Annotated in this window: 20 protein-coding genes; 11 read left to right on the plus strand and 9 right to left on the minus strand. The window is 58.7% G+C overall.

Translation table 11 applies throughout. The features are described 5' to 3' along the window. The first annotated feature begins 75 nt into the window (after nucleotides 1-75). The 4 genes from panB (at nucleotide 76) to M729_RS0123990 (ending at nucleotide 3,391) form a co-directional block, all read left to right on the plus strand. Nucleotides 76-912: a 3-methyl-2-oxobutanoate hydroxymethyltransferase gene (gene panB / locus M729_RS0123970; RefSeq protein WP_027163113.1), complete on the plus strand. Its 837-nt coding sequence runs from the start codon at nucleotides 76-78 to the stop codon at nucleotides 910-912. After that, nucleotides 909-1,772: a pantoate--beta-alanine ligase gene (panC, locus tag M729_RS0123975; protein WP_027163114.1), complete on the plus strand. Its 864-nt coding sequence runs from the start codon at nucleotides 909-911 to the stop codon at nucleotides 1,770-1,772. The genes panB and panC overlap by 4 nt, the downstream gene beginning before the upstream one ends. Before the next feature lie 169 nt (nucleotides 1,773-1,941). Then, nucleotides 1,942-2,667: a LuxR family transcriptional regulator gene (locus M729_RS0123985; RefSeq protein WP_027163115.1), complete on the plus strand. Its 726-nt coding sequence runs from the start codon at nucleotides 1,942-1,944 to the stop codon at nucleotides 2,665-2,667. A 94-nt stretch (nucleotides 2,668-2,761) separates the two neighbouring features. Continuing rightward, on the plus strand, nucleotides 2,762-3,391 hold the full coding sequence (locus M729_RS0123990; protein WP_027163116.1) for an acyl-homoserine-lactone synthase: 630 nt from the start codon (nucleotides 2,762-2,764) through the stop codon (nucleotides 3,389-3,391). Nucleotides 3,392-3,909: 518 nt separating this feature from the next. Here M729_RS0123990 and M729_RS0124000 read toward each other — a convergent pair. From M729_RS0124000 to M729_RS01000000135670, 6 genes are all read right to left on the minus strand, one after another. Continuing rightward, a complete protein-coding gene (locus M729_RS0124000; protein ID WP_027163117.1) occupies nucleotides 3,910-5,052 on the minus strand; it encodes a lipoprotein in 1,143 nt (380 codons plus the stop codon). A gap of 2 nt (nucleotides 5,053-5,054) precedes the next feature. Next, nucleotides 5,055-5,681: a hypothetical protein gene (locus M729_RS0124005; protein ID WP_027163118.1), complete on the minus strand. Its 627-nt coding sequence runs from the start codon at nucleotides 5,679-5,681 to the stop codon at nucleotides 5,055-5,057. Nucleotides 5,682-6,537: 856 nt separating this feature from the next. After that, entirely contained in the window at nucleotides 6,538-7,023 is a 486-nt protein-coding gene (locus tag M729_RS0124010) for a hypothetical protein (protein ID WP_245267621.1), read from the minus strand. A 577-nt stretch (nucleotides 7,024-7,600) separates the two neighbouring features. After that, entirely contained in the window at nucleotides 7,601-7,846 is a 246-nt protein-coding gene (locus tag M729_RS0124025) for a hypothetical protein (protein ID WP_027163121.1), read from the minus strand. Between the two features lie 35 nt (nucleotides 7,847-7,881). Continuing rightward, nucleotides 7,882-8,631 (minus strand): Crp/Fnr family transcriptional regulator, encoded by a 750-nt coding sequence (locus M729_RS01000000135665; protein ID WP_050596325.1) that lies wholly within the window; start codon nucleotides 8,629-8,631, stop codon nucleotides 7,882-7,884. A 394-nt stretch (nucleotides 8,632-9,025) separates the two neighbouring features. Beyond that, the gene (locus M729_RS01000000135670; RefSeq protein ID WP_082827329.1) at nucleotides 9,026-10,096 is read right to left on the minus strand and encodes a GlxA family transcriptional regulator; all 1,071 of its coding nucleotides are present in this window, start codon (nucleotides 10,094-10,096) and stop codon (nucleotides 9,026-9,028) included. Nucleotides 10,097-10,194: 98 nt separating this feature from the next. Between M729_RS01000000135670 and M729_RS1000000138530 the strand changes: the two genes are divergently transcribed. Further along, on the plus strand, nucleotides 10,195-11,271 hold the full coding sequence (locus M729_RS1000000138530; protein ID WP_050596326.1) for a GlxA family transcriptional regulator: 1,077 nt from the start codon (nucleotides 10,195-10,197) through the stop codon (nucleotides 11,269-11,271). 34 nt (nucleotides 11,272-11,305) lie between these two features. Here the strand turns inward: M729_RS1000000138530 and M729_RS0124045 are convergent, their stop codons facing one another. The 3 genes from M729_RS0124045 to M729_RS0124055 form a co-directional block, all read right to left on the minus strand. After that, nucleotides 11,306-12,232 carry a glyoxylate/hydroxypyruvate reductase A gene (locus M729_RS0124045; protein WP_050596327.1) on the minus strand — a complete coding sequence of 309 codons (927 nt, stop codon included), beginning with the start codon at nucleotides 12,230-12,232 and terminating at the stop codon, nucleotides 11,306-11,308. 136 nt (nucleotides 12,233-12,368) lie between these two features. Then, nucleotides 12,369-13,142 carry a class II aldolase/adducin family protein gene (locus M729_RS0124050; protein ID WP_027163123.1) on the minus strand — a complete coding sequence of 258 codons (774 nt, stop codon included), beginning with the start codon at nucleotides 13,140-13,142 and terminating at the stop codon, nucleotides 12,369-12,371. A 23-nt stretch (nucleotides 13,143-13,165) separates the two neighbouring features. Next, complete coding sequence (locus M729_RS0124055) at nucleotides 13,166-14,074, minus strand: NAD(P)-dependent oxidoreductase (RefSeq protein ID WP_027163124.1); 909 nt, start codon at nucleotides 14,072-14,074, stop codon at nucleotides 13,166-13,168. A 144-nt stretch (nucleotides 14,075-14,218) separates the two neighbouring features. Here M729_RS0124055 and M729_RS01000000135680 point away from each other — a divergent pair, with 144 nt between their 5' ends. From M729_RS01000000135680 to M729_RS0124085, 6 genes are all read left to right on the plus strand, one after another. Continuing rightward, nucleotides 14,219-15,064, plus strand: a complete 846-nt coding sequence (locus M729_RS01000000135680; RefSeq protein ID WP_050596328.1) for a LysR family transcriptional regulator — start codon at nucleotides 14,219-14,221, stop codon at nucleotides 15,062-15,064. Nucleotides 15,065-15,090: 26 nt separating this feature from the next. Continuing rightward, nucleotides 15,091-16,176 (plus strand): mandelate racemase/muconate lactonizing enzyme family protein, encoded by a 1,086-nt coding sequence (locus M729_RS0124065; protein WP_027163125.1) that lies wholly within the window; start codon nucleotides 15,091-15,093, stop codon nucleotides 16,174-16,176. Nucleotides 16,177-16,296: 120 nt separating this feature from the next. Then, entirely contained in the window at nucleotides 16,297-17,292 is a 996-nt protein-coding gene (locus M729_RS0124070) for an ABC transporter substrate-binding protein (protein ID WP_245267622.1), read from the plus strand. Between the two features lie 175 nt (nucleotides 17,293-17,467). Continuing rightward, entirely contained in the window at nucleotides 17,468-18,502 is a 1,035-nt protein-coding gene (locus tag M729_RS0124075) for an ABC transporter permease subunit (RefSeq protein ID WP_027163127.1), read from the plus strand. Beyond that, complete coding sequence (locus M729_RS0124080) at nucleotides 18,499-19,554, plus strand: ATP-binding cassette domain-containing protein (RefSeq protein ID WP_198032129.1); 1,056 nt, start codon at nucleotides 18,499-18,501, stop codon at nucleotides 19,552-19,554. The genes M729_RS0124075 and M729_RS0124080 overlap by 4 nt, the downstream gene beginning before the upstream one ends. Nucleotides 19,555-19,690: 136 nt before the next feature. Continuing rightward, a complete protein-coding gene (locus tag M729_RS0124085; RefSeq protein WP_027163129.1) occupies nucleotides 19,691-20,035 on the plus strand; it encodes an SMR family transporter in 345 nt (114 codons plus the stop codon). The last annotated feature ends 42 nt before the right edge of the window (nucleotides 20,036-20,077 follow it).

A 20,077-nucleotide genomic window follows, 5' to 3' on the forward strand; every position in this document is an offset into this window, starting at 1 on the left:
TAGCTCTTCGCACTCGCACAAAAATATGCCAAACGCGACACCCGCGGCGGGTAACGCTAGGGAAGGATGCGTCGAGTGAGCGCAACTGGTGAGACAAAGGCGATGACACCGCCGGATGTTCGAATGCGGAAGGGCCAGACTCCACTCGTCTGCCTAACGGCCTATACGACGCCGATCGCCAGATTGGTTGATCCCCACTGCGACATCGTTCTCGTTGGCGACAGCGTCGGCATGGTACTGCACGGCCTCTGGTCGACCCTGGGTGTCACTCTCGACATGATGATCATGCACGGTCGGGCGGTGCGCCGCGGTCTGGTACGGTCGTTAATGGTTGTAGACCTGCCATTCGGTTCCTATGAAGAGAGCCCCGAGCAGGCCTTCCGCAACGCTGCGCGCCTGATGGCGCAGACTGGTTGTGCAGCTGTGAAGCTCGAAGGCGGTGAGAAAATGGCCGAGACCATTCGCTTCCTCGGCGCCCGCGGCGTCCCTGTCATGGCCCATGTCGGTCTAACGCCGCAGGCGGTCAATACTTTCGGTGGCTACCGCGTCCAGGGGCGGGGAGACGATGCCGAGCGCATCAGGCGCGATGCCAGTGCGGTTACGGAGGCCGGCGCCTTCTGCGTGGTGCTGGAGAAAGTGCCCGAGCCCCTCGCAAAGCGCATCACTGCGGAGATCGCCGTCCCAACCATTGGCATCGGCGCCTCACTCGCCTGCGACGGCCAGATTCTGGTGAGCGACGATATGCTCGGGCTTTTCAGCTCCTTCCGGCCGAAATTCGTCAAGCGCTACGCCGAACTAGGCGAACAGGCCGATGCAGCGATTGCGGCTTATGCCGCTGACGTGAGGAGACGGTGCTTTCCGGCGGCGCAACATCTCTACACCAACGACCAGAAGACCGGAGACGTCATATGAGCGTGCCGATCGTTCGAACCGTTGCCGAGCTCCGCGCTGTTGCCGCGCGATGGCGTCGCTCAGGCGCCAGTATCGCCCTTGTGCCGACCATGGGGGCCTTTCATGAAGGCCATCTGAGTCTCGTGCGTGCGGCGCTTCAGAAGGCCGATCGGGTCGTGGTGACGCTGTTCGTCAACCCCAAGCAATTCAACAGTGCAGCCGACCTCGCAGCCTATCCTCGTACGGAAAACGAAGATGCTGCAAAGCTCGCTCCGCTGGGCGCGCATTTGCTCTATGTGCCGGATGCTCAGCAGATGTATCCGCCAGGCTTCGCCACGACCGTTTCGGTGTCCGGCATCAGCGAGGGCCTGTGCGGCGGCTTCCGGCCGGGCCATTTCGATGGCGTGGCGACGGTGGTTGCCAAGCTCTTCCTGCAGTCCGGCGCTGACTTGGCCTGTTTTGGCGAAAAGGACTTTCAGCAGCTTCAGCTGGTCAGGCGCGTGGTTCGGGACCTGGACATTCCAATCACCGTCCTGGCCTGTCCGACAGTCCGCGAAGCCGATGGTCTTGCACTATCCTCGCGCAATCTTCGGCTCTCGCCAGCACAGCGCGCCATTGCCCCAAAGTTGGTAGCGGTCTTGCTCGGGGTGGCGCACCGGCTTGCGCGCGGCTCTCCTGTCCTGCCCATTCTAGCCGAAGCGCGCGCTGCAATTCTGGCTGCAGGCTATCGCGAAGTCGAATATCTGGAACTTCGCGACGAGGCGGATCTGCAACCGCTGACGAGCCTTGACCGACCAGCACGCTTGCTCGTCGCGGCATGGCTCGGCGACATACGGCTGATCGACAACATAGGAATGTCACCAATTGGTGCAACAAATTAGACGCTCGCGGCGCTGAGTCGCCACACAAACAGCCTCATCAACCAAAATAGCAGAGCAATGCCGGCGATCAAACTGACGAGCTCGCACACGTTTTCTCGATCGCCAAGCATTTAAACCAAAGGTCTCCGCCTGCGATCGAGCAACGGCACGGAGGTTATGCAAAGCGCAGATGCATCGCGTGTTTGAAGATTTCCTCGAGCAACTCTCCGAAAGCGTCGATGCTGTCGATCTGTGTGAGGCAATGGCCTCTGCCGCGGCCGCATTCGACTTTCCGCTCTTCGCCTATTTCAGTTGCCCGTCGGCCTCCTGCCAGAAGCCGCGCTTGATTTCAAATTATCCGTCCTCCTGGACATCTCGCTATATGCAATTGCGCTACCACAGCCATGATCCGGTCATCCTGCGCGGGCTCCAAGGCTGGGACACCTTTGATTGGGGTGTGGATCGGCCTCGGCAACATCTCGCGGCTTCACAGCAACGAGTTCTGGAAGAAGCAGCTCGATTTGGCATTCGTGGCGGATTGACCATGTCGATGCACGACCATCGCGGCCGCTTTGCTGCGCTGACCTTCGCTTCCGACCAGTCCTGTCCGCCTCTCTTGCGGTCATTGACACGTTACGAAAAAGCATTGCAGCTGGTGGCGATCAGCTTTCATATATATGCCCGGCGCAGGCTCGCCGAAGACTGCGCGGTGGATGGCGTAGTCCTGCCCCCCCGAGAATTCGAATGCTTGAAATGGGCGGCGGACGGCAAGTCGGCCTGGGATATCAGCCAGATTCTCAGCGTTTCCAAACGCACCGTGACCTTCCATCTGGAAAACGCCAAGGCAAAACTTGGTGTGAGAACCATCAACCAGGCTGTAGCACGGCTGGCTGCTTCCCGTCAGTCGAGATCGTGATTCCTTTCTTTGGATACCTGTAAAGGTCTACAGGCTGCATCAGTGTCGGCTTTGCTCTTCGATGACGGAAACACATCTCGCACGGAGGCGACAAATGATGCAGCTAATTACACCTGAGCTCTACGATGAGTTTTCAAGCGAGCTCAAGGAAATGTACGGACTGAGGCATCGGGTTTTTAAGGAAAGGCTGGAATGGGATGTTCAGACCGCAGAGGAGATGGAGACAGACGCATATGACGGCCTCAACCCCGTCTATCTCCTTCTCAAAGGATCCGACTGGCGCATTCGCGGTTGCGTCCGTTTTTTGCCGACAACGGGGCCGACAATGTTGCGCGACACCTTTCCGATGCTGCTAGGTGAGACCGCAGCGCCAGCGAGTACCCGCGTGTGGGAGAGCAGTCGTTTCGCACTGGATCTGCCTGCATCAACACCCAAGGCTGGCGGGCTAGCCCAAGCAACCTACGAGCTCTTCGCTGGCATGATCGAATTCGGCTTGGCCAACGAACTCGATCGGATTGTGACAGTGACGGATACGCGCATGGAGCGGATCCTGCGTCTCGCAACGTGGCCGTTGGCCCGCATCGGGCAGCCGAAGGCGGTCGGCACCACGGAGGCGGTCGCCGGTTCTCTCGAGGTTTCCCACGCCAGCCTCATGCGCGTCCGCTGGAGGGGACGTTTGAACGGACCCGTGTTGTGGCAGCCGGTTCTCGGCCTGTCGGCATAGTGCTTGAGGATGCTCGGCCTGACCACTCCTCTGCCCGCGGGTGGCGATGGTGACTGCCGCGAACCTCAACGCCGCGATCGCCCCCCATGAACCGGCCGAGAACGCATTGCAGATGCCGTCGCAATCGGTGGGGCTGGAGATGCGCCTCTGTGGACGCCGGAGGGAGCCTTCCTCGCACGCCTGTCGAAAGCCGACATCTACGAACTGATGCGGGATGACGATGCCAGGGCGAAAGCTGTAGAACGCGCTTTCCAAACTTTGCCGGCATTCGCAGCGCAGCGGGATTTCTTCTCGGCGTGCAAGACGCGTTCAGGTTTCGGGGCGAAAAGCTTGGCAATCGCCGTCGAGTAGGTGCGGACCGCCATCTAAGGTCGGGGCGGCGATGCCACAGGCTTTTTGCGTCCGGAATGTCCTTCAGGGTATCGACCCGGCCATGGCCAAGCGAGAGAGGCGCTGCCCCGCCCCTCGCGCTCCCCGTCCACCCAAGAAGCGCCCTTGGCGGAACGGCTATACTCTCTCTAGCCTGGGACAAAGACGCCTGAGATTGCTTTTCGGCTGTCTTCCAATGGGATCGACTCTTGATACCGCAAGGTGAGGTTTTGCTCACGCGCGACTTGGCGCGCAAGTTCATTCATCTCCAACGAAAGCGTAAGAAGCCCGCCGAACTTGCTTTCGCTGTCAAAAATACGGCGCGACCCATCTGGCACGGATAACGTTCGTGCAAAGGTTTTGTCCTGCCACAATCTGTCCAAAAACCGCTGCGTTTCGGCAAGTACAGCGAGCTCGTAGAACACGCCTGTACGCAAGGCTGCCTGGTCCGCATGGTACATGATTGCCGCTATGTCGAAGCTCGGAAGATTGACCGTCTTACCATCCTCTATGGCGTCATTTTTGACATTCTTACATAGACGGATAGCCTTCTTCAGGCCGCCATGAGCCTCATTTTGATCCCGGTCGTGCACGCGGCCAATATGCAAAAATGGCAAGTTGTCGATCGTCTCGGGAACTTTTTTGTTCAAAATCGTCACGCCGCGATCGCGCTCGATGTTTGACGACTGGTAGTCAATTGTGTCGACCCAATGCGACGGTACGACGTCGACTGGCCGCGCAAGCGAGCCGCCGGAAATCGCGATGGCTTTGCCGCCGGAGACGTCAACGTCGGCGGCTGGGTAGGCGGCAATAAGGATCTTTTCGGCCTCTTTGCGCAAACGCAACAAGCGGTCAACGGACTTGTCTTGGCTTGGAGATGTGTAATGACCAGATCGCGCTTTGAGGCCTGCCACATAGTACGAGAAAAAGCCGAGTTCGAGATTCAGCAGATCGACATCGCTGACGCCCCTGATGTGGACGTTCAGGGGGACAGAGCCTTGGAGTCGGAATTCCACAGTCCAACCGGCAGCGCTCAGCTTCTCATCCAACTGCTTTCCGACACGCTCTGCAGTTTCGATGCTGATCCTGGTGTATTCGGGTCCGACCTCTTCCATGGCGCCAAGCGCATACCGAGTAAACGGCTGGCTCGCCGCTCTGGTCTGCCATTTCTCGTCACCGAAGCTTTTAGCGACAATGGCTGACTGGGCAGCCTCACTCAGCCGACCCAGCCGGTCGGTCCCGCGTCGGCGCGTCTTCAGTTGGGCTAGTCGTTTGTTGATATCAGTGGGCATGTTTAGAGCCTCGTGAGGTTCATCTGGCCGAACGTGTAGCGGCCATATCCGTTGAAATATTCGCCCTTACCGGATCGCAGATCCTTGCCGAAAGTAATCTCGGCCGAGCCGCGGTGACTTTTCAGCTCGATCTCGCCAATGTTCGGGTCGTTCTTGTAGCCATAGAAAAGCCGATAGCCGTCGGCCTCGTCATGAATGAGCGCTGCGCTGGTGCTGTTCGATCCAGACTGCGCAGTCTTCAGGCGGACACGGATTCTGTCCCAACTCTGGATGATCGTTATCTTAGCTTTCCATTGGATGCCGGGCGTGCCATCGGGATTGAGTGTCTGACCATCGCAATCCCAATCGCCCGAAAGATTGGGAACTTTGAGAACATTGGATAGCAGGCCCCACCGCCAGGCAAAGCGATCAAGAACCCAATAGAGAACGATGAAAACAGTGCCAGCGCCTAGCAAGGAAAGCACCGATGGCGGCACGTTGGGGGAGATGCCGAATGTTTTGGCGAGATCGACCGCCCACAGGAAAACAAACACTACTCCTGCAGAAACGATGCTGGACATGACGCCCAGATAATGCCCAATGCGCGCACGGCTCACCCCGCCGAGCACGGTATATTCATGTTCAAGCATGGAATGCCCTTTGATCGCTGGAGGGCGACGGCCGGAGCCGCCGCCCAAGACCTTACCTAGTTTTCGTAGGGTCGGTCAGCCGGTACTTCTGACCCGACTCCAGGGGAGGGGGCAGAGGCTCGCCCTTGGTCACGGTACGTTCAATGCCCGTACCACCACCGCGGGGCCCGGTGATCTCGTATTGCCCCGATGTGGGAGCCTTTTCACCGGGGTTGTACAGCTCGTCATTAGACATGGGAGAATGTCCAGGTGGTTGCCAATAGACCCATCTGGCACTAGATTCCGACTTGTTGAGGGTTCGGACTAGCGGTCTGAAGGCGCCCTACGGCACCACACAGACCGCAGTTCACAACCAAACGATGGCAGGTGACGAAGACGTCACCTGCCATTTGTTTAGGCATATTTGATATTAGATGTAAATAGCGCTCCGATGTGCCAACATTGAAAATACTGTTGATTGTCAATCTATCGAAAGTAACCGCGGCTAGGCATTGGTATAAATTGTCTTCGTGGCCGTAGAGCCGAATGCAGGTCGCGAAGCACAGGTGGAGGCAAATCGATTGAAATCGAGATAGCGACGAGCAAAAGTTGACGCCATGGCAGCCAGTATCTGCGAGGGGTTGGAGAGCGCCTAGAGACGTCACAACAGAATCGATGGGGGCTGGCCATCCAACGGTTCAATGCGGCGCTGCCCCGGCCAGCAATTACCGACAACCGTTCGCCGTCATCCATCGGGCTCGGTCGCGGGTGCCTATTAGTCGATGTATTCCTGGGTCACCATGTCATTGGCTTGTCGGATGAGGCCGACAAGGATGCCGCCAAACCGCAGCGCTGAACCATGCAGTCGGTAATCGGGTCAGGCCTTGCCAGCTACGGTCGCGGCTGGCTGTGGATCCGTTCTTGAGGACGACGCGATCAAAAGGGTAACCTTCACCGCCACCTCTTCGAGGGTGGCGGTGAGCCGGTTGATCTGCGAGGCGGTTGCGGCCATTTCCGGGCCGTAGCGGATGATCAGATATTCCCGGTTCTGGCTGAGGGACTGAAGATGATTGGCGGTTTTTGCGCGAAGACGCAGTCCTGCTTCGACAGTGTGCTTCGCCCGAGCCGCCAAGTCGTGATGCATCTTGCGGATTTGATTGGGTTCGTGCCCTCGGTGGAGCAAAAGCGCGGTCAGATAAAGTTCGATCGCGTGGATGGCGGACAGTCTAAACGGCGCTCGGCTAAGCGGCTTGCCTGATCGGCCAAGCGGAACGAGCAGGGCTGCCGCTTTGCGATACTCTTCCGCCAGTTCATGGATCTGCTGCGCGGAGGCGAGCTCTCCCGGATATTTGCGCTTAGTCATCGCCATTCGTGCAATTGCCGTTTGCGATATTATGCCTCGCTCGCTTGCGGCTATGCCCACCCGACGTGATCCCTTTTTGAAAGTTTCAGAAACAGATTGAACCAGAATCGGTATTCGAGACCTTTGTCATTGCCAGACGCTTCGAAGGCGCAATAGGCCGCCGAGGTTGTAGGGTCCATACCATGACGGTCGCGGCTTCTATCGCCTCGTCCTCAGCTAATACCTGCCATCCTTCAACAACGCTGCCGTGATTTCCCACACCGAAGTCCTCAAGCCGTTCGGCAAACATATACCTGATCTGGCTCGGCACAACCCACGGGCTTGCCGGCAACTTGGCCTTCAGCTTACGGTGCCGCGGCATCGAATTCGATCGCAAATCTCGCGTCGATTGCACTTCGCGCAATGAGATCGTCAAGTTTCCAATCCGTGAGGTCGCAAGGCGAAAACATTCGTCTCACGGCGTGACGAACCTCGGACACCGAAATAGCACGGGCTGCCGACGTTATCGATCAGATGGCGGACCGTCGCTTGGCGAACTCCGATAAGGTGTGGGACTGCACAGGCGCCGGCGTCGTCGCTACGAGTGGAGCCGCGGTTCTGCGGCTTCCGCCGTTCTTGCGTCGAAAGCGACGCGGACACCGTGAATGATCGATGCCGCCGCCAGCAACTCCTCCAATTCGCGGTCGGTCGCCTTGCATGCGGGCATGAGTGTTCGGATGGCGCGGATCGCCTGTGCGATGGAGAGGAACCGGGCCTTGCCCCTGGAAAGGACATAAGCTTCGGCTGCTCGTTCAATCGTGACCGAGTGACAAGCGTTGGTCATCGAGAATTTCCTCCCTGAAACCCTGACCAAACGACTTAGGGCCGGAATTCCGCAGCTTGCAAGGCTCTGTCTGATTCCGGACAATCACACGGAACCGAGCCGAAATGGCGTTGCTCCTCCTCGCCATAAGCGCCGTGCGTGAGCCTTATCATTCCGGCGCGGTCGACGATCGTGATTTCACCCCGCGTGGCGCGGACAAGTCCCCGGTATTCGAGCATTTGGAGGGCGGTCGTGACGCCGGGCCGACGAGCGCCAAGCATGGTCGCCAGAAATTCATGCGTCAGGTAAATCTTGTCTCCGTCACCGCGATCGTGGACCATCAGCAACCAGCGGGCCAGGCGTTCCTCGATTTTCGAGTGGCCGTTAACCAGGGCCGTCCGGGACGACTGGACAAGGAACGCATGGGCATAGCGCAGCAGTGACTCGCGAAGGGTCAGGCTTATCGCGATCGCGCCGCGAAGGCTCTTGACCGACAGGATCCAGCCTTGGCCGGCGACTTGGATATAGGTCTCATTAGGAGACCTGTCCTGGCCGAGTATAACCGCAATGCCGGTCATGCCGTCGTAGCCGATGAGGCCGACCTCACTTTTGCGACCGCCCGTCATTGTGGCGACCACCGAGGCAATACCCGTCTCCGGAAAATAGACACTCGCGATCGGCTGATATGCGACCTCCAGCTGGCTTTTGATGGCCAGTTCGACCTGATGCAGCGATGGCTGCAAAAGTGCAAAATCCTCCGAGGATAGCGCTTTCAAAAGCTGGTTGCGAAGAAGGGATTGGGGCATGGCGCTCTCCCGTACGGGCAAGAGCGAGTACCCTCTTACAGTCGGCCGTGTCCGATGCAAATCGCTGCCGATAAGGCAAGCATAGTCTTCAAATGTGCGGGTGGCAAAGGCTCTGCTTCAAAGCTGGCTTTTCGAGGCTTGCGATGTGGCAGCGTTGAGCGAATTGATTTGGCTGCAATTGGCGAATAGTCGAATGTCAACAGGAGGCAGTCATGGCAAAACTTCCGATGTGAGCTCATCGACGACAAGAAGAAGGACGATTGGGTCTCGCGCCAGGAAAGTGCGGAGAGAACCCGCAGATTTGACACCAAGGAAGATCCCAGGCGAATCGGATATCGACGAATGACCATTCCCTCGCCGACCGTAGCCTGGCTCGGACGGCTAAAACACTCGTTCAGGCCGGTTTCGATGTCTTTGTTTCGCACCCATCCGCCAGAACTGCTCGCTGCGAACGAAACTCTTGAGGAGTCCGCAGATAATTGGCGCGGAAAATCCGGTTCAGATGCGAGCCGTCGCAAAATCCGCACTCAAGTGCAATCTCGGAAATAGACTTGTCCGTTGTCAGCAAAAGATGGCACGAATGATCAAGCCTAATCTGCGTGTAGACGGCTCGAGGTGAGCTGCGGAGCTCCGACCGAAAGTGGCGTTCAACTATTCGTTTGCTTATGCCGAGCTTGTCGGCTAAGCGGCCGATAGTCAGCGGGACTTCCAGGTGATGTTGCATCACCAGCACCGCTCGTTTCACAATTTCGTCCCGGACGACGACCTGCAGGCTTCCAGTTGGCTGGGCGGTCTCGCCCTTTGCTACCTCGTTGAACATCATGATCCGCAAGCTTTTGGCGGCCGGGGCCTTACCAAGGTGCCTCTCGATCAGAAAGGCTGCGAGATGTGCGGCGCTGGCTCCCCCCGAACAGGTCAGTCGGTCTCGATCGACGACGAAGATCTGGTCTGACACGGCCTGTAGTCCCTCGCAAAGCCGCAAGAAATCTGAATTGTGGAACCAGCTGACGCAACACTTGTAGCCGTGCATGAGGCCGGCGCGGTGCAAGATAAATGAGCCGGTACACAGGCCCACGAGCGGTATGCCTGCCTCGGCAGCATGCCGCAGATGGTTGTCGAACCTCTCGTCGACCAAGAGGCTTTCCTCTCCAAGAACCCCGCCGACAACCACTAGGTAATCGAAGCGTCGAAGGTCTCCGATCCTTTCGTGGGGAGAGATAGCAACGCCGCAGCTGGACAGGATTGGCGACATGTCAGGCGAGATAATCCGCCATTGACAGCGGATTGGGCGGCTGCGGTCCCCTTCGTCGGCGGCCAGACGCAGCACGTCAACGAAATTGGCAAACGCCCCTAGGGTAAACCGATGGAGCAGGAGAAAACCGACAGAGAGCGGGGCAAGGGCTCGGCGTACTTTTTGTGCCGGCTTCGCTGATGAACCGGGGCATTGTCGCAAATCTACTGTCATGCCGACGCAAACGTCCTTTCGCCTATTGTCCGCGTCACTCAAATAGGGCGCGAGCCGGTTATCTGGTGTCGCTGAGAGAACACGGCGGAGAGTCTGACATGGTCCACCACTGGTCCCGCGACGCTTGGGCGTCCGTTTCCGCCAATGAGCCAGTTACCGTCACCCTTTACTTGGCGCACGGGTTCGAACTCCTCGCTCTGTCGTCTGCCCTGGACGTCTTTCGCCTCGCCAACAAAGCGGCCGGACGGGAAGCCTTTCGTTGGCGTATGGTTTCCCACTTGGGCGAAGCCGTGCGGGCCAGTTGCGGTATTGTTGTCGCGGCTGACGCCGACCTGGCCCAAGAACGCAGGTATCTGCAGCAGCCTGAACGACCCGCACTGGCTCTCGTCTGCGGCGATGAGCCTGATGAAGGTCGTGAAACCAAGGTGCTGAGCGCGTGGTTGCGCGAATGCCGGCAGCGCCGCATTGACACGGGCGCATTCGGGAGTGGTGTCGCTGCTTTGGCGAAAGCTGGTCTGCTCAATGAGCGCAAGTGCGCCGTCCATTGGGAGGCCCTGCCGGGATTCGAAGAGCGGTTTATGCGCGTCGAGGCGGAGGCGACCGTCTACAAGGTCGACAACGATATCTGGAGCTGCGCAGGCGGCACGGGAGCCTTCGATATGATGATCGAGCTTGTGAAACATCATTGCGGCGAACCTGTTGCGGTAAGCGTTGCGGAGTTGGCCGTCGCCGGCCGTGTCCGCACGGGCGATGAGCGCCAGCGAGTGCCGCTGCTGCGTCAGCATGGCAGGCTCAACCCGATCGTCGTGAAACTGATCGAATTGATGCAGAGGAATCTGGCCGCCCCGCTGACCATGACGGACCTTGCGGCGGCTGCGGGGCTGTCGCGGCGGCAGGTGGAGCGTCTGTTTCGCAATGATATCGGTCGCTCTCCCTGCCGCTACTTCCGAGAATTGCGATTGGAACACGCGAAGCTCCTGCTGGCCCAGTCGGCCATGCCGATTCTTGAAATTGCGGTATGCTGCGGCTTCGTGTCGGCGTCCCACTTTTCGAGGTGTTTTCGAGAGGCGCACCAGATCGCCCCTCACGAAGCCCGCAACCTTCCGGCCGGACGGTTCTTGAACGTGTCGACGCAGCAGCGTGCCACGACTGCGGGCCTGTCGGAGCGGCGGTGATGCAAAGGAAGAGCTTGGCCGCATGCCGGCAGCGTCAATAGCCTGCTTCCCGGTTGAACAGCGGAAAGACTTCAAATCCGCGCTCAAGCCTGCGCACATTGTCGGCTATCACGGCAACTGCGCTCGACGCAAATGTTGCACCGGACATATGAGGCGTAACGAACACTTGGGGATGCGACCAGTAGCGATGCTCGGGAGGAAGCGGTTCCTGGGCGAATGCATCTAGGGCGGCGCCGGAAAGGTGCCCCCGGTCAAGGGCGTCTAGCAAGGCTTCATCATGGACAACCGCTCCCCGGCTGATGTTGATGAAAAACCCACCTGGGCGCATCGCCGCGAAAATCTTGCCATCGAGGAAGTGGCGGGTTTTCGGGGACAAGGGGAGGGCATTGATGACCACATCGTTGCGGCCCAGGAACTCAGCAAGCGAGTTCTTTCCGGAATAGCAGTCGATACCCTCGATCTGTCGAGCGCTGCGGTCCCAACCGCTCACGGCGTATCCAAAATCACGAATGCGGCTGGCGACCTCTGTGCCGATGCGGCCCAGGCCGAATACACCAGCGCGAAACTCTCTCGTGGGGACGATCTGCTTACGATGCCAGATCCGGTCTTGCTGCTGCGATCGGTAGTCCGCGTACCGCCGGTGGAACGTTAGTACCCAGTAGAGGGCATGGGCAGCCATGTCGCGGGCGACGGCCGGATCCGCGAGCAGAATTACCGGGACGTCCGGCAAGCTTGCATCTGCTACGAAATGCTCGGCACCGGCGCCGAGCGAGAAGATTGCCTTGAGATTCGGATAGCGATTGAGATCGCCGGCAGGGTGGTTCCAGACCATCGCATATACGACTTCGTTGGGGTCGATGGGTTCACCGAACACTTTGACGGGCAATTCAGGAAGCTGGCGGCTTATTTCCCTTCGCCAACTTTCGTTATCGTAGCCATGGTTGTTCAACAGGATGGTCATGGGTTTGGGCGCCCCTTGGAGGAGAATAGGCCCGCACGAAGGGAACGGCTGGCCATTCGACCTCCGGGCAAGGCTTCTGCAGACAGTAGGCGCTGGAAAGCCCGGCCAGTCGCCGCCGGGGGTTCAAGCTGTTCGATTAATAGCGATACGAAGGATCGACCCGGTCGCACTGGCGCAACAGCGCCGGCCACTCATATTTGCCGAGCGGGAAATCGTCGTATTGGCGGTGCGCCAGCCGCCAGATGTCCTCACTGCTCTTGTCGAGCTTCAGGCCGGTGGAATAGGCATCGATCAGTACACGGCACGCGCGGACGGTGTAATAAAGGTTCATGAACGCTTCGCCAGCGTTCGCCCCGACTGCAAGGAACCCGTGGTTTTTCATGATCAGGCATTTCTTGCCTTCGATGTTCTTGGCGAGACGATCCCGCTCCTCGAGGGTCAGCGACAGGCCTTCCCAGTCGTGATAGCCGATGTCGCCCCAAAGCATCGAGCCGTCCTGCGTCAGGAACTCCAGCCCATCCTGTAGCGCCGTGATGGCGAGACCCGCCGGCGCGTGGCTATGGAACACGACCTTCATGTCGTGATGGGTGTTATGGATTGCTGAATGGATGACGAACCCTGCGGTGTTGACGTCCGGCGGGCCGTAAAGGACCTTTCCCTGCTCGTCGACCTTGATCAGGTTCGACGCCGTCACCTCATTATAAAGCAGACCGAAGCGGTTCAGAAGGAACTGGTGATCGGTGCCTGGGACACGCATGGTGATGTGGTTCCAGATAAGATCGTCATAGCCATACATGTTGGCGAGGCGGTACAGAGCAGCGAGGTCGACGCGCGCTTCCCATTCTTCCTTGGAGATGTTCGCATGGCCGCCCTGGACGCTGAAGTCCTCGGCTTTCATCTCATGTGCCATTGGTTGTCCTTTCGATCGTATTGTCAGATGGAGCGGAGGAATGTGCCATTCTGCTCTTCTAAGAGCTTCACGGCCATGAGGTGGTTCTGGTCAAACCCGTACTGGTCGACAGCTTTTTTGTAGATTGCCTCAACCTGTTCACACATGGGCAACGTGGCGCCAACCGTCCTTGCCAGCTCCAGGGTCAGGACCAAATCTTTATGTGCAAGACCGAGCGCAAAGCCAGGATCGTAGCTTCCGTCAAGAATAGCCGGACCGTATCGGTCCGCGACATAGCTCGCTCCAGTGCTGCCTTGAATGATTCCAAGCATCGTCGCGGCAGGAACCCCGCCCATCACTCCCAGCATCAGGGCTTCACTCAGCGCGACCGAGTTGAGGTAGCAAAGCACCACCTGCGCAATCTTGGCCACGTAGCCAGCTCCATGAGGGCCAAGATGCATGATCCGGTTGCCAATCTTTTCCAGAACTGGCTTGCACCGCGCAAATACATGCTTGTCGCCGCCAACCATGATCATCAGAGTACCGGCAGCTGCTCCTTCAATCCCGCCAGTTACCGGTGCGTCAAGAAACGCAATCTCCCGGTCGGTGGCAGCAGCGCGGATGCGTCGTTCGCACTCCAGATTGTTGGTTGAAAGGTCAATCCAGACGGCGGCTTTCGGCAGCCCGGCGAGAATGCCCTGTTCGGACAGCGCCACGGCCTCGATGATCTTCGGGTTTGGCAGCGATGTGAAGGCTATGTCGGCTCCGGCGGCCGCCTCCGCAGCGGTGGGGGCGGACGAGATTGCTCGGTTGCCGGCCGCTGCGCCAGTCGCCCGCACGGCCTCGACCTTATTTGAATCCAGGTCGAAAAGGGCAAGCTCGTACCCGGCACGCGCCAGATTGCTGGCCATTGGCCCGCCCATGTTGCCCAACCCGATGAATGCAATCCGCATAAATGTCTCCGTTGGCCAGCCAGAGTTTGCTCCGTCACGCCGGCGCTTTTTCTACCCGCCCACTCTTCCTCACTCTGGTTGACGTGGCAAACGAATATAATTACCGACTCATATCGAGGAATTCGATTTAAGGGGGTTTCCTTCGTGAACATCGAGCACATCAAGGCTTTTTTGGAAGTCGCCACGACGGGCAGCTTCCAGCATGCCGCCGACCAACTCAATGTCACCCAGTCGACCATCAGCGCCCGGATAAAGGCGCTTGAACGCCGACTGAACCGCCAACTGTTTCACCGTAAGCGCAACGGAGTGGCGCTTACGACGGGCGGTCATCAATTCCACGCAAGCGCAGTGAATATCGTGCGTTCCTGGGAGCGGGGTCAGCAAGTTGCGACGCTACCGGAAGGCCTGAATGCCTTTGTCACGCTGGGTGTTGAAGACAATCATTGGCCGCGCGTCGTGCCGGGCTGGCTGGAACGAATGGCAGAGGCGCTGCCCGACGGAGTCGCGAGCGCCATCAGCGAGCGCTCGGACATTCTCATGGAGAAACTGCGCGCCGGCCTGCTTGACATTGCCGTCCTTTATGATCCGCGCCATTGCGCGGAAGCACGGATTGAGCCGCTCATCAGCGAAGAACTCGTGATGGTCTCGTCGAAGCCGCGTCCGGTGGAGAGCGGGGTTGTCCCGGGGTACGTGTTCGTGGATTGGGGCGAGACGTTCCGGGCTCAGCACAGCATGCATTTTCCGGGCGTTTTCAGCCACAAACTCACAATCCGCAGTTCTGCGGTAGCCATGGATCATATCCTGGCCAACAACGGCTCCGGGTATTTTCTGGCCGAATCCGTGGCGTCTCAGGTCAGGTCCGGACGCCTGCATGTGGTCGAGGGAGCACCGCGGTTTCAACGGACAGTCTTTGTCGCCGTTCGTATTGACGTCATTGCGCCGGAGTTTATCGAAACCGCCGTGCAGGCCCTGCGCGACACAATTACCTGAATTCCAGTCCCTTGCCGGAGAATGACATGAAAATCACAGCGTTGAAGACACGACTGACCGACGTACCTTTTGTTAAGCCGATCACGACCGCCATTCATAACATGCGGTCGGTCGGATGCCTGCTTGTATACTTAGAAACCGACACCGGACTGGTTGGCCAAAGCTATATCTTCACGTTGAATTCAGTCCGGCTCAAATCGTTCGACGAGATGGTCCGCGGCTTTTCGCATCGCATTGTCGGCCAGGATCCCCACTACGTGGCGGCGATCAATTCGGCCATCTGGTCTGAAATCAATCCGACCGGTTATGCGGGCGTCACGATCTCCGCGCTCTCCGCGCTCGACACGGCCTGCTGGGATCTGGTCGGCAAAAGTGCTGACCGGCCGCTGCACCATCTGTTCGGAGCGTGCAGGGATCGCATCCGCACATATGCCAGTGGCGGGCTCTGGTTGTCCCAGAGCATTGACGAGCTGGTTGATGAAGCGGCGACCTTCCTGGACCAGGGTTTCCGGGCGATGAAGGTTCGGGTCGGCAAAGAAAACCCTCGAGAGGATTTTGAGCGCGTCAGGGCTGTCCGCGAGGCGGTTGGACCCTCAATCGAACTCCTCGCGGACGCCAACCAGGCGCTCAGGCCGAAGCAGGCGATCCGCCTAGGCCGGATGCTCGAGGAACTCGACGTCGGCTGGCTCGAAGAACCGGTTTCCGTCCACGACCTCATCGGCCAGGCCGAGGTCCGGAATGCGCTCCACATTGCGATTGCCTCGGGTGAAACGGAGTGGACCCGCTTCGGCATCCGCAACACGATCGAAGCACGCGCCGCCGATGTGCTGATGCCGGACCTCCAAAGGATTGGTGGGCTCACCGAAATGCGCCGGGTGGCAGCCTTGGCGGAGGCGTATTGCCTGCCCATTTCCACCCATATTTTCACGGAGCACAGCCTTTGCATTGCCGGCTCAGCCGCCAATTGTATCTCCGTCGAGCATATGCCGTGGTACGCCCCACTTTTTCGCGAAGAGATGGAGATCGTGAATGGCGACATCCTGATTCCCACCCGTCCCGGGACAGGTTTTACCTTCGACGAGGCCGCAGTGACTCGCTTCGCCGCCGATTAGCATCGAATAACTCGATGTCAGGGTCGAATTATATTCGTTAGTTAAATGCTAGGTGATCCTATAATTGACGACGTGGGGGAACCGGCCCGGTAGCGCAGGCTGCCGAGGACATCGCCTGGAATGGAAAACCAACAGGAGAAGGCAATGCTCTCACGCACGTTGAAACTCAGCGCCGCTGTATTCATCGCAACGCTCGCGGCGACCGCGGCCGAAGCAAAATGCGGCGACGTCACGATCACCGAGATGAACTGGGCCTCGGGCTCGATCGTCACTGCCGTTTCCAAGTTCCTGATGGAGCAGGGATACGGCTGCAAGGTCACGGTGGTCCCATCGGCCACGGCTACGGCAGTCACCTCCGTTGCTGAGACCGGCCGCCCCGACATTGTCACCGAACTCTGGCTCAATGGCGCGCCGGCTTATCCAGGATTGGTGGCCGCCGGCAAAGTCAAGACGCTGGGCCATGTCCTCACCCCCGGCGGCATTGATGCATGGTGGGTTCCGCAATACCTCGTGGACGAACATCCGGAACTCGCGAAGATCGACGGCATTCTGGCGCACCCCGACTGGGTGGGCGGCAAATTCCACAATTGCCCGGAAGGCTGGGGTTGTAAGATAACCAACGACCATTTGGCTGAGGCTTTCGATCTTAAAGGCCACGGCATAGAAGTTTTCAATCACGGCTCCGGAGAGACGTTGGCAGCCGCGATAGCTGCGGCCAACGAGAATAAGCAGCCTTGGTTCGGTTACTATTGGGGTCCGACGTCCGTTCTCGGCAAGTACAAGATGGTCAAGGTCGACATTGGCCCGTACGTCCCCGAGATTCACGCCTGCAACGCGGTAGAAGCCTGCAAGACACCCGGCAAGTCGGCCTATCCGCCGGCAGAGGTGGTGACGGCAGCGACGACGGATTTCGAGAAGCGCGAGCCGGAGATTGCAGCGCTCATGTCCAAGGTGACCTTCACAAATGAGCAGATGAGCGAGACACTGGCCTGGCAGGATAGCAAGAAGGCTTCGGCCGACGAATCGGCGGTCCACTTTCTGACCACCTACAAAACGATTTGGGCGGACTGGCTCAGCCCCGAAGCCAGGGAGAAGCTCGCGGCAGTCCTCAAGTGAGATCCGTCATTCACCTGGGCTCCGCACCCAACGGAGGTGATCGACCTTTTGAGTGAATTTGGCAAGGCGCGAAGGCTTGGCGGCACCTCAAACGTCGACAAGCAAATCTCCTCCAGTTCCGGTGGCCACGCTCTAATGAGCGTGGCTGCCGGATTCCCGCGATATAAGGCGATCCATGACAGCGTACGAAAGAGCTTTTGACTCGCTTGGACTGCGGTTCTGGTGCGATGCCGGCGCCATCGGCGGTCCCATGTCGATGGACGATCTACTTGCCAAGGCTGGCTCGGCGGGGACCGACCAAGCCGAATCTTTCCCGTTTCCATCCCTGGACGTCCTTCACAAGGCCTGCGGCGCCATCCCGCGCACCCGCGACATGACAGCCGGGTTGGAACGCCTGTTCCTTGATGTGAAAGACCCCGTGAAAGTCGTTCTGGACCCGGTTACCCAGCCATTGAGTTGGGCGCTGCGCAACGCCATCGACCTGATGCAGTCTCTTCCATGGTGGGCGGCGATCATAATCCTGGTCGCCATCGCCCATTTTGCCGGGCGCCGCATCGGCGTGACGATCTTCGTACTGGCGGCATTTTTAGCCCTGGCGTTCATTGATCACTTTGGCTACGCCATGCAGACCCTCGCCATCATCATGGTCTGTACCTTCATCTGTGTCCTGTTAGGGGTGCCGATCGGCATAGCGATGTCACGCAGCAACCGCCTGGAGCGTTGGCTGACGCCTTTTCTCGACCTGCTACAGACGCTGCCCACCTTCGTCTATCTTATCCCGCTGATCTTCCTGTTCAGCGTTACGGAGCCGAAGCTCTACGGCATCGCAATCATTTTCTATGCGATCGTCCCATCTATCAGGCTTACCAATCTGGGCATCCGGTTGGTGGACAAGGACGTTCTGGAAGCGGGGGAGGCGTTTGGCATGACCTCCTCGCAAAAGCTCTATCGCGTCCAGTTGCCACTCGCTTTGCCGAACATTATGGCGGGCATCAACCAGACCATCATGCTGTCTTTATCCATGGTCGTCATCGCTTCGCTAGTGTCTGCGCCTGGCTTGGGAACGCTTGTCCTGCGCGGTATCAACAAACTTGAACTCGGCGTCGGCCTCGTCGCAGGCCTCGGCATTGTTCTCCTGGCCATTGTGCTTGACCGAGTCAGCCGGGCGGCCCTCCAGCGCGTCAACAAGATGCACCAGCCGCGGACATGAGCATGACCGAGAGCTTCGTATCAATCCGCAACCTCTACAAGATCTTCGGCAACAATGCGTCAGCCATGGTGTCTTACGCGAAGGCGGGGATGCATAAGAAGGACATGCTTGAGACCCACGGCCATGTGCTCGGGCTACGCGACATCAACGTCGAGATCAAAAAGGGCGAAATCACTGTGATCATGGGCCTCTCGGGCTCGGGAAAATCAACCCTGATCCGTCACCTCAACCGCCTCGTCGACCCCACAGCGGGTGAGATTATCGTTAATGGTACAGACATCATGAAGCTCGACCGGGCCAGACTCCAGCAACTGCGCCGGACCCAGATGTCGATGGTCTTTCAGAAGTTTGCGTTGCTTCCGCATGAGACGGTGCTGCGAAACGCCGGCATGCCATGCTCGGTCCGCGGAGACGGACGGGCCAAAACTGATGAAACGGCCCGCAAGTGGCTGAGCAGGGTCGGCCTCGCGGGCTCGGAGGCGCTCTATCCCCATCAGCTCTCGGGGGGCATGCAGCAGCGCGTTGGCCTCGCCCGGGCTCTGACGTCGAACTCTGAGCTGATGCTCATGGACGAAGCCTATTCAGCGCTGGACCCGCTCATCCGGTCGAGCATGCAGGACCTTCTCCTCGAGCTGCAGAAGGACCTTCAGAAGACCGTCGTATTCATCACTCATGACCTCGATGAGGCTCTCAAGCTTGCGGATCACCTGGTCATCCTGAAGGACGGCGAGATCGTGCAGCAGGGAGAGCCGCAATACATCCTCCTCAACCCGGCCGACATTTACATTGAAGACTTCGTCAGCGATATCAATCGCGCCCGCGTCCTGCGCGTCCGATCGGTAATGGAGAAGACGATCACTGACGACGACGGCTATGAAGTCCTCGACGGGGACGAGACCTTGGAGCGGGCGATCCTGCGATCCCAGGGAGCTGCTGACAAATTCTTTGCAGTGCACTCGGACGGAGCCCGCGTGGGCACGCTCAGGATGACGGACGTTTTGAAAGCGCTTGTACCCACAGCCTCGACCGGGCGGCACCACAGCAACATATAGGTAAGGACCATGACAATGGGATTCCCATGGCGCTCGTCGACCGAATGGACCTCACTGTTGCCGCGAAAATGCCGTACGCCTTGGCTGCGCACCCTTCTGGAGAGGCTTGTCAGGCCTCGCTCGGGGAGGTGACTTCATGAACCCTCTGGTCATAGCTTACAGCGCCCTGGTGCTGGGCATTGTATCCGAGGTCATCGGTTCATCGCTGTTGCCCGAAACACGGCAATTCACGAAGCTTGGACCTACTGCAGCTGCCATCGCCAGCTTCGTCGTCGCATTGTTCTTTCTCTCCCATGCCCTCAAATTGATTCCCCTGGGTGTCACATACGCAATCTGGTGCGGCGTCGGCATCGTGCTGACAACCATAGTGAGTGTTCAGGTCTATAGGACGCCACTTGATCTGCCTGCGGTATTGGGGATCATCCTGATTATTTGCGGCGTCGCAGTGATCAACGTTTTCTCCAAGACTGTTGGTCACTGATCGCGGGTTTTCGTTTGGTCGCCTTGGCGGTCGAGGGCATGA

This window comes from Mesorhizobium sp. WSM1293, from assembly GCF_000513875.1.
Taxonomy (GTDB): Bacteria; Pseudomonadota; Alphaproteobacteria; order Rhizobiales; family Rhizobiaceae; genus Mesorhizobium; species Mesorhizobium ciceri.